11 protein-coding genes and 1 pseudogene are annotated in these 16,061 nt (G+C 69.2%); 3 read left to right on the top strand and 9 right to left on the bottom strand.

Features of this window, described 5'->3' with window-relative positions:
- Positions 1 to 57: 57 nt before the first annotated feature.
- Together OG413_RS27510 and OG413_RS27505 are read right to left on the bottom strand one after the other, a co-directional pair.
- A complete protein-coding gene (locus OG413_RS27510; RefSeq protein WP_266809729.1) occupies positions 58 to 4,347 on the bottom strand; it encodes a discoidin domain-containing protein in 4,290 nt (1,429 codons plus the stop codon).
- A 700-nt stretch (positions 4,348 to 5,047) separates the two neighbouring features.
- On the bottom strand, positions 5,048 to 5,827 hold the full coding sequence (locus tag OG413_RS27505) for a class I SAM-dependent methyltransferase (protein WP_266809727.1): 780 nt from the start codon (positions 5,825 to 5,827) through the stop codon (positions 5,048 to 5,050).
- A 115-nt stretch (positions 5,828 to 5,942) separates the two neighbouring features.
- On the opposite strand from OG413_RS27505, the gene OG413_RS27500 reads away from it, so the two are divergent.
- The gene (locus OG413_RS27500; RefSeq protein WP_266809725.1) at positions 5,943 to 6,824 is read left to right on the top strand and encodes an alpha/beta fold hydrolase; all 882 of its coding nucleotides are present in this window, start codon (positions 5,943 to 5,945) and stop codon (positions 6,822 to 6,824) included.
- Between the two features lie 94 nt (positions 6,825 to 6,918).
- Here OG413_RS27500 and OG413_RS27495 read toward each other — a convergent pair.
- Both OG413_RS27495 and OG413_RS27490 read right to left on the bottom strand, forming a co-directional pair.
- Positions 6,919 to 7,542: pseudogene (locus tag OG413_RS27495) on the bottom strand (transposase).
- A gap of 270 nt (positions 7,543 to 7,812) precedes the next feature.
- Positions 7,813 to 9,027, bottom strand: a complete 1,215-nt coding sequence (locus OG413_RS27490) for an MFS transporter (RefSeq protein ID WP_266809723.1) — start codon at positions 9,025 to 9,027, stop codon at positions 7,813 to 7,815.
- Between the two features lie 83 nt (positions 9,028 to 9,110).
- On the opposite strand from OG413_RS27490, the gene OG413_RS27485 reads away from it, so the two are divergent.
- Together OG413_RS27485 and OG413_RS27480 are read left to right on the top strand one after the other, a co-directional pair.
- Positions 9,111 to 9,689 (top strand): sugar O-acetyltransferase, encoded by a 579-nt coding sequence (locus OG413_RS27485; RefSeq protein ID WP_266809721.1) that lies wholly within the window; start codon positions 9,111 to 9,113, stop codon positions 9,687 to 9,689.
- Positions 9,690 to 9,703: 14 nt separating this feature from the next.
- A complete protein-coding gene (locus tag OG413_RS27480; protein WP_266809719.1) occupies positions 9,704 to 10,261 on the top strand; it encodes a TetR/AcrR family transcriptional regulator in 558 nt (185 codons plus the stop codon).
- A gap of 96 nt (positions 10,262 to 10,357) precedes the next feature.
- Here the strand turns inward: OG413_RS27480 and OG413_RS27475 are convergent, their stop codons facing one another.
- Genes OG413_RS27475 through OG413_RS27455 form a run of 5 tightly spaced genes read right to left on the bottom strand, consistent with a single transcriptional unit; the run spans position 10,358 to position 16,051 of the window.
- Complete coding sequence (locus OG413_RS27475; protein WP_266809717.1) at positions 10,358 to 11,140, bottom strand: ABC transporter ATP-binding protein; 783 nt, start codon at positions 11,138 to 11,140, stop codon at positions 10,358 to 10,360.
- Positions 11,137 to 12,186, bottom strand: a complete 1,050-nt coding sequence (locus OG413_RS27470; protein ID WP_266809715.1) for an ABC transporter ATP-binding protein — start codon at positions 12,184 to 12,186, stop codon at positions 11,137 to 11,139. The genes OG413_RS27475 and OG413_RS27470 overlap by 4 nt, the downstream gene beginning before the upstream one ends.
- The gene (locus tag OG413_RS27465; RefSeq protein ID WP_266809713.1) at positions 12,183 to 13,220 is read right to left on the bottom strand and encodes an ABC transporter permease; all 1,038 of its coding nucleotides are present in this window, start codon (positions 13,218 to 13,220) and stop codon (positions 12,183 to 12,185) included. Before OG413_RS27465 ends, OG413_RS27470 begins: the two co-directional genes overlap by 4 nt.
- A 23-nt stretch (positions 13,221 to 13,243) precedes the next feature.
- Entirely contained in the window at positions 13,244 to 14,209 is a 966-nt protein-coding gene (locus OG413_RS27460) for an ABC transporter permease (protein WP_266809711.1), read from the bottom strand.
- Between the two features lie 15 nt (positions 14,210 to 14,224).
- Positions 14,225 to 16,051, bottom strand: coding sequence for an ABC transporter substrate-binding protein (locus tag OG413_RS27455; protein ID WP_266809709.1), 1,827 nt, complete (start codon positions 16,049 to 16,051; stop codon positions 14,225 to 14,227).
- Positions 16,052 to 16,061 lie beyond the last annotated feature (10 nt).

Here is a 16,061-nt window from a genome sequence, read left to right as displayed (position 1 = left end):
CGCTGTATCGGTCGCTGTATCGGTCGCTGTATCGGTCGCGCGGGGTCCCCGTCCCTTCTACGGGTTGACGTTGATCTTGAAGGTGGAGGTGGTGTTCCGGGTGTCGACCGCGTTGCCGGTGAACCGCAGACCGTTGAAGGTCACCTCACCGACCGCCGGTCCCTGCCCGGATTCCGGCAGTTCGTTCGCCCAGAGGCCGAACCCGGACTTGGCGTCGAACGCGTCCCCGCTCTTGCGGGCACCCGAGATCGAGATGTCGGTGAAGATCGTGTCCTTGATCGGGAACTGGGGCTGACCGCCGACGTAGTTCGTCTGGAACATGACCCCGCTGTAGGTCGGGTCGACGATGTCGACATGGTTGACCCTGATGCCCTGGAAGATCTTGGAGGCGGAGAACACCCAGATGGCCGGGAAGGTCTGCGCTCCCCAGAAATGGCCGCCCGCCCGGACGATGGAGATGTTCTCGAAGGTCGTCGGTTCGGTCCCGAAGCCGTTCATCGGGTAGCCGAAGTCCAGTGAGGAGATGGTGATCCCGGAGTAGACGAGCGTGTCCGCGATACGGATGTTGCGGAAGGTGTTGTCGTACCCTCCGTAGACGGCGACACCCGCGGCCCGCCAGGTCAGGATCGACGTCAGGTTCTCGTAGACGTTGTTCTTCATGTCCGCCCCGCCCGCGTCGATCGCGGAGAAGAGCGCGAAGCTGTCGTCACCCGTGGCGCGCGCCTCGTTGTTGGACACGAGGTTGTCGGTCGAACCGTTGGTCATGTTGATGCCGTCGGCGAACATGTTCCGGATCCGGGAGTTCTTGATGGTGATCCGGTCGGTGTTGGCGCCCCAGTAGAGGCACACCATGTGCTCGTTCCAGACGTTGTCGATCACGATGTCGCTGACGTTGGCGAAGTCGAACACCTTCCCCGGGCCGTCGATCCGTGAGGTGTAGTTGCCGAAGTAGGCGAAGTTCGCGAACGACGACCCCTTCGCGGTGGCGTCCGCCCGGAACCCGATGTCGGTGTTCTCCTGTGTGCCGGGTGCCAGGAACTTCGTGTACCAGGGCCCGGCACCGGTCACCTTCACCGCCTTGCCGTACACCTGGAACTTGCTCGACGTCTGGTACTCACCGGCGGGCAGGTAGACACCGACGAGCTTTCCGGTGGTGTCCATGCGCACCTTGTCCAGCGCGTTCTGCACATCCTGGTGCGTGAAACCGGCGGGCACGGTGTACGTCGCCGGATCCGGGTTGGCGACCGCCGCCGCCTGCTCCAGGCTGACGAAGTCGATCGCGTACGTGGAGGTGTTCGCGGCATCCTTCTGCAGCCGGATCCGGCTGCCCGCCGGGACGGTCTCGCCGAGCATGATGTGCGCCTCGTCGTAGATGTGCCGCGGTGCGCCCGAACCCGGGGAGTTGCCGGGCCCGGCCTCGGCGCCGTACAGCCAGGCGTACTTGGACGTCAGCGGGAGCGCCTTCTTCATGACACCGTCGACGTAGACATTGATCGTGGAGTCGATGCCTCCGCCGCCCGGGGCGTCCGGGATGGAGTAGCGGGCCACCAGGGTGTTCGTCGAGGCACGGGTGGTGAACTCGACGTACTCACCGGTCGCGTCCAGATTCACGGCCTTGCGGCCGGACGCCTCGCCCGCGATGTCCCCGACCGTGCGGTTGGGGCCCACGGTCTGGGCGCCGCCACCGGCCGTGCCGTCCTCCGCCTCGTACATGTCGTACGGCATGTCGGCGCCGCGGCCGACGAAGAGCGGCTGGGCGGAGGTGTTGTTCTGCCGCTTCACCGGAAGCTCATTGGCATCGTCGGCGATGACGACCTTGACGGTGTACGAGCCGTTGGCGGCAGCCCAGGTTCCGAGCCGCACGGGAGCGGCGGTGGCACCGGGCTCGATGGTGCCGGTGAAGGCGCCCGTCAGTGTCTTGACGGTGGCGCCCTTGGAGTCGGCCAGGGTCAGCGTCACACCGTGGCTGCCCGGCCCGGAGGCGACGGTGCCCTGGTTCTTGATCGCGACGGAGAAGCTCACGTCGTCTCCCGCGGCGGGGCTGGACGGCGAGGTGTTCACGGCGGCCGCGATCAGGTCCGAGCTGGCGACGGGCTTCACCACGAGGGGATCGGGGCTGGTGAAGGTGTTGTTGGACTCGTTCTGCTCGATGATCTCGTTCGCCTCGTCGACGACCGCGCTCAACGGGTAGGTGCCCGCGTCCCGGGCTCCGACGGAGGCGCTGACGGTGGTCTGTGCCCCGGCGGCCAGTGCGCCGACCGATGCGGTGGCGGCCTTCGTGCCACCGAGACGGAAGTCCAGCTTGCTTGCGGGCGCCGCGAGCGGGCCGCTGTTGCGAACGGTGGCCTTGAGGGTGATGTCGTCCGACTCGACCGGTGCGGCGGGCGACGCCGTCAGACCGCTGACCTCAAGATCCGGGTTGGGCGCCGGGACCCCGATGACCTGGAACTCCGCGACCTGTCCGGCCGACGAGCCGGTGTTGGCGGTGAACTTCAGCTGTACGTCGGCGACCCGGGCGGTGACGGGGACGGTGACGCTGTTCCCGCTCGCCGGGTCGAACGTGTAGCTCTTGGCGGCGACGAGCCCGGTGAAGGAGGTGGCGCTCTGTTCCCGGCCCAGGACCTCGATGGTCTGGTTGCGGGCCGACCAGGCGTTGTCCGGGTTGAGCTTGAGGACGACGCCGCTGATGTCGGCGTTCGCGCCCAGCTTGACGGTGAGGGTGTTGGGGTAGCTGCCGCCTGCCCCCTCCCAGTAGGTCGTCACACTGTTGTCGTTGGCGTTCGCCGCGACGAAGGTGTGAACCACGGAGGACGCGCTGATCGGCTTGCCGACCGCGAGGTTGGAACCGGCGCCGCCGGAGCCGTTGCGCGTGACGGAGTTGCTCTCGGCGGACCGGTTCCCCGCGGCGTCCTTGGCCCGGACCACGTAGCTGACCGTGGTGGCGGCCGGCTGGGTGTCGGTGTAGGTGGTCACGTTCCCGGCCACGCTGCCGCGGAGCGTGTTGTTGGCGTAGATGTCGTAGCCGGTGACGCCGGTGTTGTCCGAAGAAGCGCTCCAGGTCAGCTTGACCTGACCGCTCGCGGGCTCCGTGAAGGCAAGATTCGCCGGGGCCGTGGGCGCTTGTGTGTCACCGGAGTCCGCGCGCCGGGTGACGGTGTTGCTGTTGCCCGACTGGTTTCCGGCGGCGTCCTTCGCCCGCACGTAGTACGAGACGGTCTGGCCGGCGGGCCGGTTGTCGGTGTACGTCGTGACGCCGCCGCCCACGCTCGTCAGGAGCTCATTGTTGGCGTAGATGTCGTAGCCGGTGACGCCGGTGTTGTCCGAGGAAGCGCTCCAGGTCAGCTTGACCTGACCGCTCGCGGGCTCCGTGAACGCCAGGTTCGCCGGGGCCGACGGCGCCTGCGTGTCCCCCGACTCCGGGCCGTAGATCTCCAGCTCCGAGAGCTGGGCGCCCGGCTGGACGCTGTTGGCGGTGACCAGGACGCGGACGTATCGCGTGGTGGTCGCGTCGAAGGTGATCGTCGCCGACTGCCCGCCCGCGCTGTCGAAGGCGTATGCCTTGGACGCGGTCAGATCGGTGAAGTCCGTGCCGTTCGTGCTGCCCTGGAGCTTCAGCGTCTGGCTGCGCGCGCCCCACCCTCCGGGCAGCCGCAGGACGACCCTGTCGACACGGACGGCAGAGCCGAGGTCGGCCTGGATCCACTGCGGGAAGGCGTTGTTGCGGCTCTCCCAGTAGGTGGACCCGTTGCCGTCGTTGGCGTTGGCCGCCGCGTAGACCTCGGTATAACTGCTCGCCGTCAGGGTCCGCCCGATCGCCAGGTTGACCGAGGACTCGTCGGCGGTGTGCACCTCCAGCTCGGAGAGCTGAGCGGTCCGCCCACCGGTGTTGGCGGTGATGTTGATCCGCACGTAACGGGCTTTGGTCGCAGGGAAGTTCACCGTGACGGCGTTGGCCGATCCAGGACTGAAGGTGTACGTGGCGGAGTTCTTCAGGGTCGTGAAGCTCGTCCCGTCGGCGCTGCCCTGAACGGAGAGCGTCTGGCTGCGGCTCTTCCATCCGGCCGGAAGCTTCAGGACGACCCCGTCCGTCCGGGTGGTGGCCCCGAGGTCGGTCTGGACCCACTGGGGCAGATCGGTTCCTGAACTCTGCCAGTACGTGTTCTGGTTCCCGTCGGTGATGCCTGTCGCGGCGTTCGCGCGCTGTGCGCTGCTCGCCGCGGCCGACCGGCCGACGGCGATGTTCGGGCCGTCGGCCGCCGATGCGCTCAGCGCCGGCCATCCGAGCGTCAGGAGACTGGTCACGATCACGGTACTCATGCCCCGCGATCGCCAGCGTCGCACTCTCATGTAACCCCGTCCTCGGCCTCGCGCCCTGACGGCGACGAGGCGCGGCTCAGTCGATGTCGTGATGTGGATTGGGTTTATGCATGATGCACTCGATCTTTTGCGTGGATCGATCAGAGGGTTGCAGAGAACCCATGACCCGTCTACCGATCGTGCACCCGCCACTTGGCACCGAATCGGCCTCACGCAAGCCAACACCCGTTCACACCAGGGACTTTCGCGATGGCTTTCAGAAAACGTAAGTTCACCGCAAAAACTGCAAGCCACTTGCGCCCGTACGCGCGGCGGGCGGACGGGCGCGGGTCGAAGCCCGGCAGAGCAGCCTGGTCGTTCGCGCGGCGGACGCGCGTAGGCCCGGCCGGGACGGCGACCTTCCGGTGGCCTCACGCACACCGGCCACCAGACCTACGGCGCCCCACCACCTACGGCCCTGAACTGCGCGTTCCTACGGTGTGGCGACACGGAACGTCCCCACAAACCGTCCGGGAGCGGTGCCCCATGGCCGCCCCCGCAACCTCTCTCCCAACACCCGGCTCCCTCAAGCGCGTCGACCCCGTCGAGCAGGAGGAGACCGCGAATCCGACTGACAGGGGCCGCACCTCGCCGCAAGGTGCCCGACGGACATCGGGCTCCTCGACTTCTTCGCGGCCGTCCTGGCCGGCTCCGACGTCGGCTCCGGCTCCGCTCAAGATCCGCCGACTGACTACTCGTCCGAGCCCGCGTCCGACGGCGGTACCTCAAGGACGAAGAAGAGGAAGCCGATTTTGGTCGAAAGGGCCTGGAAGTCGTCGGGGAACAGCTCACGGGCGGCCGGGTCGGGCTGCGGCTCGCTGATGACGGCAAGGCGGAAGCCGGCGGCGGTGAAGGCATCAGTCATCGCGTGCAACGGCCTGCGCCAGAAGCTCATCAGGACGGACTGTCCGTTGAACGGCATTTCGCAGGTGTAGCTGGTGGTCGCGGAGTAGTCGGGCCGAGGGTTCTGGATCGCGTAGTCCACGAAAGGGTGCTGCACTGACGCGATCAGTCGGCCACCGGGCCTGAGCACACGCCGCATCTCGGCCAGCGTCGGCCCCCAGTCCTCCAGGCAGTGCAGCACCAGCGACGCGACCACGTCGTCGAACGCACCGTCGTCGAACGGCAGGGGATCGCTCAGGTCGACCACATACAGGGCCGCGTCGGCACCGAGCCGCCGCCTGGCCAGTGCCAGCATCCCGGCGCTGGCGTCGATGCCGGTGACGTCGGCACCGCGGTCGCGCAGTGCGGCGGCCAGGGGGCCCGAGCCGCAGCCGGCGTCCAGGATCCGGCGGCCGTCCACATCTCCGGCGAGGACCAACATCGCGGGCCGCTCGTAGTACGCGTTCAGGAGGTTGTTCTCGTTTTCCGCCGAGTACGCCTCGGCGAAGCTGTCGTAGTCATTCGCCTGGGCCGGGCCTGGGCGAGCGGGCTGGGCGAGCGTCTCGGGCATGTCGGTGACTCGGTCCATCGTCGCAGCCTAAGGGCGTGTCCGGCGGATCATGGCGGGATCAACAGGAGAGGCGCAGGTCACGCGCCAGATTTATCGGTGCGCTCCATGGTCGGTCCCATGGCAGGATTCATGTATGCCGAATGTTGCCGTGTCTTCCGAGGTGTCCATCGCGTACGAGAGCTTCGGCGACCCCGGGGACCCGCCCGTCCTGCTCGTGATGGGTTTCGGTGCGCAGATGCTTGCCTGGCACGAGGACTTCTGCCGGGCGCTGGCGGACCGCGGTCGGTACGTGATCCGATACGACAACCGCGACTGCGGACTGTCCACGAAATTCGACGAGCACCCGGTCGACATGGGCAGGTTCATCGCCACCGTCAGCTCGGGTGACATTCCCGCCGCCCTCGCGATGGTTCCCTATGGGCTTCGCGACATGGCTGATGACGGACTCGGTCTGCTCACCGCGCTCGGTATCGAACGCGCCCACGTGGTCGGCACCTCGATGGGCGGGATGATCGCCCAGACGATGGCTCTCTCCTCGCCGGAGCGAGTGCTGACCTTGACGTCGATGATGTCCTCGACCGGCGAGAGTGAATACGGTCAGTCCAGCCCGGAGGCTCAGGCGGCGCTGTTCACCCCGAAGCCGGCGGACCGCGCGGGATACGTCACGGCGGCGGAGAAGGAGCTGGCGTGGGCTTCCAAGCGCTACGGCGACGCGGCGGCGCTGCGTGAGCTGGCCGCCGCGAGCTACGACCGCTCGTACTACCCCGCGGGAATCGGGCGGCAACTCGGCGCGATGATCCTCAGCGGTTCACGCGCGGACGCACTCCGTGAACTGCGGGTGCCGACGCTGGTGATCCATGGTCTGGACGACACGCTGATCGACCCCAGCGGCGGAAAGCGCACTGCGGAGCTCGTGCCCAGTGCGGAACTCCTGCTGATCCCCGACATGGGCCACGACCGCCCCCGAGAGCTCTGGCCGGACCTCATCGACGCCGTGGTATCCCACACCGGCTGAGTAGGTCGTCCGCAGCATCCGCGGCCTGGGCAACGCACACTGCCTGGAGGAAAGCGGGTTACCTGCCCGCTCGGACAGTTGCTGCTGTCCCACGTCATGGGCGGAGCCGGAGTCGAATGGAAACGATGGTGACGGTGCCGTGAAAGACGTAAGCCCGTTTGTCGAACCGGGCTGCCAGGGCCCGGAAGCGCTTCAGCGCCTTGATCGTCCGCTCGACCTCGTTCCTGCGCTTGTAGACCGTCGTGTCGAAGCCGGTGGGACGGCCGCCGTTGCTACCCCGGAGTTGTCGGTTGGTCCGCTGATTCTTCGGCTCGGAGATGGTGTGCTTGATCTGGCGCCGACGCGGGTATCGGCGGTTGCGGAGGGATGAGTACGCCTTGTCGCCGCCAAGATGATCAGGCCGGGTACGCGGACGTCCGCCGACCAGCCGTACGACGCGAATCCGTTCCATGACCGGGATGAACCGAGGGGGTCCGCCCACTGCCCTGGAGTGATCAGCATCGCTGGAGGCGGCGCCCGCCCCCGCCAGCGATTACACAGTCTTCCACGGACCGAAGCGTGCAGGTGGAACACGCCATGGCACTCCGGTTCGCTGCCGGTACAAGACCCCGTTGATGATCCTGCGATGGCTGACCCAACGGCCGCCACGCTTCCTGGACATCGGCGGATGAGACTTCAACCGAGCCCGCTCCGCGTGTGTCAGATCTCCCCGCCCCATGACCAGGCCAACGGCCCGAAGCCGCGACGGTCACAGGATCCGCCGGACACGCCCTGGTGTTCGCATGATCCGCCGACAGAACCCAGTAGGGCTTTGTACGCCTCTGGCACGTGGCCGTTCTGGTGGCTCCCCGTCGGTATGACGACAGATGAACTCGCCATATTCCGGGGCGGGTCGGAGGTGCTCGCCGGGTATGCGGACGTCCCTCCGCCTTGCGACGCACCGCATCCGACGCCGCACGCTGATCCACCAGGGATGATGGGACAGCCCTTAGCTGGTGACCGGGGCCGGTTCCGTACCGGCGCGGCGGCCGGACCCGAGCGCCCCGGCCAGCGTGGAGGCGACGATCAGCAGGGCGAGGACGACGGTCATGGTGAGCCGGAGTCCGATGTGGTCGGCGAGGAAGCCGAGTGCGGGCGGGCCGACCAGGAACGCGACGTACCCCGCGGTGGCGACCGCGCCGACCCGTGCCGCCGCGTCGTGCGGGTGGTCGCCCGCCGCGGAGAGGGTGACCGGGAAGCCGAGCGAGGCACCGAGTCCCCACAGCACCGTGGCGGCGCCTGCCATCAGCGGGCTGGGCGAGACGATCACCAGCACCAGCCCCACGGCCGCGGTGACGGCACTGACCCGGACGACCTTGACCCGGCCGAAGCGCTCCAGCAGGAGGCCGCCGGCGAAGCGGCCGAGCGTCATCGACGAGGCGAAGGCCAGGAAGGTCAGCGACCCCGCCGTGGCGCTCACGTGGTAGCCGTCCACCATGAGCAGCGGCAGCCAGTCGTTGGCGGCGCCCTCCGCGAAGGCCATGGCCAGGACTATCACCGCGATGAGGACCAGCCGCCGGTCCTGCCACACCCGTAGCCCGCCCCGCCAACCGCCCTTCCCCAAAGCGCCGTTGGCCCTACCGGCCGCCTCCTTCCCGGTGCCGTGCGGGATCGAGACGACGGCCCGGACCGCGACGGCCGCGATGAGCACCGCGACGGCCGCCAGGTGCCGGCCGACGGGGACCGCGGCCGCGGTCAGCCCCATGCCCAGCAGCGCACCGACGACGGTGCCGAGACTGAAGCAGCCGTGCAGCACCGGCAGGACGGGCTTGCCGATGACGCTCTCGACGGCCGCGCCCTCGATGTTGAACGCGACCTCGGCGAGCCCCATCCCGCCGCCGAACAGGGCCAGTCCGCAGAAGACCCCACCCGCCAGCGACAGGCTCGTGCCCGCCGCGACGGCCAGGAGCCCGGCGACGATCAGGGCCGCGCCGACGCTGATCGCCGCCCGGCCCCCGTAACGGCGCACGAGCGGACCGGAGGCCGTGACGCCGGCCATCGAACCGGTGGAAAGACCGAACAGCACAAGCCCCATCGAGCCGGTGGACACGTCGAGGCCGTCCCGGACGGCCGGGGTGCGGGCCACCCAGGACGCCATGCCGGTGCCGGCGGCCAGCATGAGGAGAAACAGGGCGGTGCGCCGGCGGCGCGTAGCGGCGTCCATGACAGCGGGGCCTCAGCAGACGGATCGAAGTGGGGGAGCGACTGGAGCGTACGGTCGTACGCCTTGAGTGTACGATCGTACGCATGAAGGACCACTTCGCGGGAGACCCCCGTACCAACCATGAGCGGATGCTCGCCGGAGACCTCTACATCTCCGACGACCCGGACATCGCCAAGGCCCAGCAGCGAGCCGTGCGCCTGGCCGCCCAGTACCTCGCGGCGTACACGGAGGACGCCGATGCCGCGCAGCCCGTCGTCGCCGAACTCCTCGGCGGTGTCGGCGCGGGTGCCCATATCCGGCCGCCGCTCTACGTCGACTACGGCACATACATCACGGTCGGCGAGGACACGTTCATCAACTACAACCTCACCGCGCTCGACGTGGCGCCCATCACCATCGGGCGCGACTGCCAGATCGGGCCGAACGTACAGTTGCTCACCCCCACCCACCCGGTGGAGCCGGAGCCGCGCCGGGACAAACTGGAGGCGGCCAAGCCGATCACGATCGGCGACAATGTCTGGCTCGGCGGCGGAGCGATCGTGCTCGCCGGGGTGACCATCGGGGACAACAGCGTCATCGGCGCCGGAGCCGTCGTGACGAAGGACGTCCCCGCCAACGTGGTTGCCGTGGGCAATCCGGCCCGGGTGATCCGCTCGATCTAGAAAAGGGAAGCACCGTGGCGACTGGAAGGAACGACCCCGAGCGGCGGGAGCGCATCATCACCGCCGCGCTCGACCTCATCGCGGAGGAGGGGGTCGCCGGAACGTCGCACCGCAAGGTCGCCGCCCGCGCCGGGGTGCCGCTCGGATCGATGACGTATCACTTCGGTGGCATGGACGAGCTGTTGCGGGAAGCGTTCATCCGCTTCTCCAGCAGTATCGTCGCCGTCTTCGAGGAGCGTCTCGGCGCCGCGAGCACCCCCGACGAGGCCCGGGAGGCGGTCGTCGGCCTCGTCCATCATCTGTCCAGCGGGAATCAGCGCGAACTCGTCCTCACCCACGAGCTCTACACGCTCGCCGCCCGGAAAACCGCCTACCGCGAGCTGACCCGGGAGTGGATGCGCCGGAGCCGCCGCGCGCTGGAGTGGCACTTCGACCCGGCGACGGCACGGCAGCTCGACGCGCTGATCGAGGGACTCGCCATCCACCGCGCGCTCGACACCGAACCGCACGACCGCGCCCTGACCGTCGAGGCGATCGCCCGCATCACACAGGGCGCGAGCGGGAATCCCTGACCCGCTCCTCCCAAGACCCCTGGCCGGCACCCCACCTGACCGAGGTGCCGGCCAGGTCGTACCCGTGACCGCGCGAACCGGACCCCTCCCCGGACATCAGCCGCGCGGTGCGGGCACCGCCGCCAGCAGTTCCCGGGTGTACGGGTGCCGGGGAGCGCCGAGTACCTGCTCGACATCGCCGTACTCGACCAGTTCACCGAGGTGCAGGACGGCCACCCGGTCGCAGAGGGCCCAGGCGAGCCCGACGTCATGGGTGATGAAGAGCAGCCCGATGCCCTCGTCCCGGCGCAGCTCGGCGAGGAGTCCCAGCACCTGGGAGCGGATGGAGACATCCAGCGCGGAGACCGGTTCGTCGCAGATCAGCGCCTCGGGGCCGAGTGCGACGGCGGCGGCGATCACCACCCGCTGACGCTGGCCGCCCGAGAGCTGGCGCGGGTAGCGGTGCCAGTAGCGGTCGACCGGGGCCAGCCCGCAGCGTTCCATGGCGGCGACCGCGAGGGCGGTGCGCTCCTCCCCGGGCGCTCCGATGCCCTGGACGTCCAGCCCTTCGAGTACCTGTGCTCCCACGGTCCGGCGGGGGTTGAGGGACTGATAGGGGTCCTGGAAGATCATCTGGACCCTGCGGCGGAAGTCGCGGTCACGCGGCCCGGTCAGCGGCTCGCCGCGGAACCGCAGGCTTCCGCCGCTGGGCCGCTGGAGCCCCATCAGGGTCCGGCCCAGGGTGGACTTGCCGCTCCCGGATGCGCCGACCAGGCCGAGTACCTCGCCCTCGGCCCAGGTCAGGCACACATCACGGAGCGCGTCGACGGGCTTGCCCCGGCCGGGGAAGGTCACGCCGAGGCCTTCGGCCTCGAAGAGCGGATGGGCGGCGGCGGTCATCGGGGCGTCTCCGGTTTCGTGGCGGGCCAGGGCAGGAGGTGACAGCGGACGGTATGGCCTCCTCCGCGGGGGTCTCCGGCTGCCGCCGGTGCGGAGGCGCGGCACCGGTCCTCCACCCGGTGGCAGCGGGGAGCGAAGGCGCATCCGGGTTCGGGCGCGGACGGGTCGGGGGGTGAGCCGGGGATCGGCGGCGGCAGTTCGCGTGGGCCTCCCACCGTGGGGAAGGAGGCGAGCAGCCGCTGGGTGTAGGGGTGCCCGGGGGCTCCGTACACCTCGTCCACGGTGCCCGTCTCCACGACCCGGCCGGCGTACATCACCGCGATCCGGTCGCAGGTCTCCGCGAGGACCGACAGATCATGAGTGATCAGCAGTACCGAGAGGTCGAGTTCGCGGCGCAGTTCGTCCAGCAGTTCCAGGATCCGGCGCTGGGTGATGACATCCAGGGCGGTGGTCGGCTCGTCGCCGATGACCAGGTCGGGTTCACAGGCCAGGGCGAGCGCGATCATGAGGCGCTGCCGCTGTCCGCCGGAGAACTCGTGCGGGTACGAACGGATGCGGACGGGGTCGAGCCGTACCTGTTCGAAGAGTTCACGGACCCGGGCGGTGACGGCGGTCCGGTCCAGCGCCGGACGGTGCAGGCGTACGGCCTCACCTATCTGCTCACCCACGCGCATCACCGGGTCCAGGGCGTTCATGGCTCCCTGGAACACCATCGAGATACGCCGCCAGCGCACGGCGCGCATACCGCGCGGCGACAGGGTGTGCAGCGGACGCGGCCCCTGCCCGGTGTCGAGGTGTATCTCGCCGGTGGTGCGGAGGAGGCCGTCGGGCAGGAGTCCCAGCAGAGCCAGCGCGGTCGTCGTCTTGCCGCAGCCGGATTCCCCGGCGAGCCCCAGGGCCTCGCCCCGGCGCAGCTCGAAATCGACGGAGTCGACGATCCTGGCGCCGGGCAGATCCCGGCGTACGACGGTGAGGTCGCGGACCGAGAGCAGCGGGTGGGTGGTCGGGGCGCTCACGCCGCCGTGCTCGGTGCGGGTGTCGGTCATCGCTGCTCCCTGAGGCGTGGGTCGACGCGGCTCTCGATGGCGTGGCCGAGCAGGGAGAACCCCAGCACGACCAGAGTGATGCCCAGACCGGGGGCGAGGAAGTAGCCCCAGGCCCCGGTGCTCATCGCCCCGGACTCCTGGGCGGACTGGAGCATTCCGCCCCAGGAGAAGCGGTCGGGGTCGCCGAGGCCGAGATAGGACAGGGTCGATTCGGTGAGCACCGCCAGCGCGACGTAGACCACCGCGTTGGCGAGGACCAGCGGCGCCACATTGGGCAGGATCTGGGTCCGGATCACCCGCAACCGTCCGGCGCCCAGCACCACGGAGCGTTCCACGAAGGCCCGGTGCTTGAGCGAGAGCACCTCCGCGCGGACGATCCGCGAGGTCCCCGCCCAGCCGAACAGCCCGATGACCATGATCAGCACGGTGGTCCGGCCGAGTGGGAGGTGCGCGGCGCGGTTGCCGAGCAGGCTCGCGGCGAGCACGGTCACCGGGATCATCGGCAGCACGAGGAACCAGTCGTTGAGGATGCTGAGGATCCGGTCGGTCCAGCCGCCGAAGTAGCCCGCCGCGATGCCCACGGCGGTGCCGATGACCGAGGAGACCAGGGCGGCCGTGAAGCCCACCAGCATGGTGTCCTGTGTGCCGAGGAGCAGTTGGGAGAGCAGGTCGCGGCCGTTCTCGTCGGTGCCGAGCCAGTGTGCCGCGCTCGGGTCGGCGAGGATCGCGGACGAGAAGGAGCCGGCCGCCCTGGGGTCCTGCGGGGCCAGCCAGGGGGCGAGTGCGGCGATCAGGGCGAAGGCGGTGAGGAGCCCGGCGCCGATGGCTCCGCGCCGGTCCCGCAGCACGGCCAGGACGGCTCCGGCGGCGCGGGCGCGCCGCCCGCCGTGTCCCTCGCCGAGCAGCCGCCGGGCGGTGGCGCGGTGCTCCTCGGTCGCGGCCAGGCCGGCCGCGACCGGCGTACCCTCCCCCGCCCGCCCCTGTCTCATCGGGCTCTCCCGCACTCGGTCCTTCTCCCTCTGCGGCTTCCTCATGCGTGCCTTCTCCATGGGCGGTGTCACTTCCGGATCCGGGGGTCGAGCCTGCTGTAGAGCAGATCGGTGGCCAGGTTCATCGCGATCACGAGGGCGGAGGAGAGCAGGAAGAGGCCCTGCAGCATCGGATAGTCCTTGCCGTTGATGGCCTCCATGGTCAGCAGTCCGAGGCCGGGCCAGGAGAACAGCGCCTCCACGGTGATCGCGCCGCCGAGTACGAAGCCCAGGTTGAGACCGATCACGGTGACCACGGGCAGCATGGCGTTGCGGACGATGTGCCGGCCGCGGACCTTGCGCGGGGCGAGGCCGATGGCCCGTGCGGTCAGTACGTAGTCCTCCCGCATGGTGTCCACCACCGCGCTGCGCATATTGACCGCGTACTGAGCGAGCAGGCCCAGGGTGAGGGTGGCGACCGGCAGAACGGCGTGCCGGGCCACGTCCTGGGCGTGGGCCCAGCCGGTGGCGGTCGATCCGGGGGTCGCGGCGAGGCCGGTGGGCAGCAGTTGCCACCATTGGGCGAAGACCGCGATCAGCACCATGCCCAGCCAGAAGCTCGGCATGGAGTAGAGCACCACCGAGCCCTGGGTGAGCATGGTGTCGCGGGTCCGGCCGCGTTTCCAGGCGGCGAGCAGACCGATCCACGGTCCCAGCAGCGAGGCCAGCACGGTGGCGAGCCCGGCCACGATCAGGGTGTTGGGAAGGGCCTTCAGCAGTTCCTCGGCGACGGGACGATTGGTGATGAAGGAGGTGCCGAGGTCCCCGGTGAGGGTGTCACGGAGATAGCGGGTGAACTGGACCCACTCGCTCTGATCCAGCCCGCGCTGCTGGATCAGGGCGGTCTGCGCGGCCTCCGTGAGGTGCGGGTTGCGGGCCAGGTCGTGCTTGGGGTCGCCCATGGCCCGGAAGATCACGAAGTTGAGCACCAGGACGAAGGCGAGGGTTCCCAGGGCGGTCAGAACCCGGCCGGTGAGGCGTCGGAAGGTCGTCATCTCGCTGCTCCCGCGCTACTCGTCGGTCCAGTCGCGGACTTCGGCCGGGACCGATCCGCGCCGACGGCCGAACAGATAGCCCGCCCCTGCCGTGACCAGCGCGAGCGCCAGCCAGGCGGGGGTGCTCATGGCCGCCGTTGGTGCCCCCGCCGCTTCGACCGTGCCCGGTGCCGGCCCGGCCCGCAGCGACGTCAGCTGAAGCCAGTTGGTGCCGAAGGGCGATCCGGCCCCGGTGTCGGGGGACGGCCGGTGGGCGTGCCAGGTGTCCGTACGGGTGAGCATGACCCTGACCGCGAAGACGGTGGGGATGTACGGCAGATCGGTGAGGGCGATGCGCTGGGCCTCCCGCATGGCGGCGACGCGGCGCGGCATGTCCATGGAGCGCACCGCGCCGAGTGAGGCACGGTCGTACGCCGGGTTGGAGTAGTACGAGTCGGACCAGGAGTTCCCGGTCCGCAGGACCTCCAGGTTGAGGTCGGGGGTGCCGATGTCGCCGCTCCACGCCCAGTAGAAGGAGTCGTAGCTCGGGGCGTAACGCCCCTCCTTGGATCCCGGGTTGTAGATGGCGTTGTTGAGGGCGTCCTCGGTCACCGTGGTCATCGTGATGGCGATGCCGATCTGGGAGGCCCAGGCCCGGATCCGGCGGACCGCGTTCTGGTCCTGGGAGGAGGTGGAGCGGACCATCATCTCGAACTCGGCTTTGACCCCGTTCCTGACACAGGGGGTGGTTGCGCACTTCCAGCCACCGTCCCGGAGGATCGCGCGGGCCTTTTCCGGGTCGTATCCGTAGCCGACCTCGGGATCCTTGGCGAAGCTGCGGTAGTAGGAGGAGTAGTAGGGCGAGATCAGCCCGTCGGCGGGTGGACTCTGCCCGGCGTAGATGGTTCGGGAGAGGTCCTCGCGGTCGATGCCCCAGGCGAGTGCCTTGCGGATGGCCGGGTTCTGCACGACGGCGGTACGGACGCTCTTCGCCGGTCCGGTGCAGGAGCCTGCTCCGCCGGACGGGCAGGAGTTGAAGGCGATCTCCGAGTAGCCGGGGGACGGCGCCGTCCAGACGGTGATGTCGTGGTCGTTCTTGAGTTTGGCGACCCAGCTGCTGTCGCCGTCCGCGATCGTGTCCAGACTGCCCAGCTTGAGGTCCCGCAGCGCGGCCTGGCTGCTCTGGTAGTGGACGAACAGCACCCGTTTCACCTCCGGGCGGGCTCCCCGGAAACGTGGATTGGAGTCGAGGACGGTGGTGCCGTTCTTCTTGTACGAGGTGATCCGGAAGGGTGCGGTGGTCACCGCCGGCAGGGGCATGGGCATCTTGTCCAGCTTGGCCACCGGATAGCGGGCGAAGACGTGTCTGGGCAGGATCGGTACGGAGGCGGACTCCAGCCGGGCGTCCGGTTCGGAGAGCCGGAACACCACGGTGAGCGGGTCGGGCGCGGTGATCTTCTTGACGTTGGTGACATAGCCGCGCAGCACATTGGTCTGGTTGGCCATGACCGCCTGATAGGTCCACTGGACATCGGAGCTGGTCAGCGGCTTGCCATCGGACCAGGTGATATCGGGGTGGAGCTGGAAGGTCCAGGTGCGGCCGTCCTTCGACGTCCGGTAGGACCGGGCGAGGGAGTTGTCGAGGTCCGGGCGGCCGTCCGCGGTGCGGTAGTTGAGGAGCATGTCGTAAGCGGTCAGGCTGACCGAGTTGGAGATGACGTTCTGCTGCCCGAAGGGGTTGACACTGTCGATCGGCTGGGCGTGGCCGATGCGGTGGTCACCACTGCCGGCGGATGCGGGGGCCGAGTCCGGCGCGGCGACGGTCGCCGGCGCGGCGCCGGTGAGGGCGAGAGTGGTTCCCACGACGAGAGCG

The organism is Streptomyces sp. NBC_01433, from assembly GCF_026340105.1.
Lineage (GTDB): Bacteria > Actinomycetota > Actinomycetes > Streptomycetales > Streptomycetaceae > Streptomyces.
This window is presented reverse-complemented; position numbering and strand designations above follow the sequence as displayed.

Bases quoted from the DNA above. Each gene is read 5' to 3' on its own strand.
- OG413_RS27470 (WP_266809715.1), bottom strand. From the start codon at position 12,186: ATGACCGACACCCGCACCGAGCACGGCGGCGTGAGCGCCCCGACCACC.
- OG413_RS27490 (WP_266809723.1), bottom strand. From the start codon at position 9,027: ATGGACGCCGCTACGCGCCGCCGGCGCACCGCCCTGTTTCTCCTCATG.
- OG413_RS27460 (WP_266809711.1), bottom strand. From the start codon at position 14,209: ATGACGACCTTCCGACGCCTCACCGGCCGGGTTCTGACCGCCCTGGGA.
- OG413_RS27475 (WP_266809717.1), bottom strand. From the start codon at position 11,140: ATGACCGCCGCCGCCCATCCGCTCTTCGAGGCCGAAGGCCTCGGCGTG.
- OG413_RS27485 (WP_266809721.1), top strand. From the start codon at position 9,111: ATGAAGGACCACTTCGCGGGAGACCCCCGTACCAACCATGAGCGGATG.
- OG413_RS27510 (WP_266809729.1), bottom strand. From the start codon at position 4,347: ATGAGAGTGCGACGCTGGCGATCGCGGGGCATGAGTACCGTGATCGTG.
- OG413_RS27500 (WP_266809725.1), top strand. From the start codon at position 5,943: ATGCCGAATGTTGCCGTGTCTTCCGAGGTGTCCATCGCGTACGAGAGC.
- OG413_RS27465 (WP_266809713.1), bottom strand. From the start codon at position 13,220: ATGAGGAAGCCGCAGAGGGAGAAGGACCGAGTGCGGGAGAGCCCGATG.
- OG413_RS27505 (WP_266809727.1), bottom strand. From the start codon at position 5,827: ATGGACCGAGTCACCGACATGCCCGAGACGCTCGCCCAGCCCGCTCGC.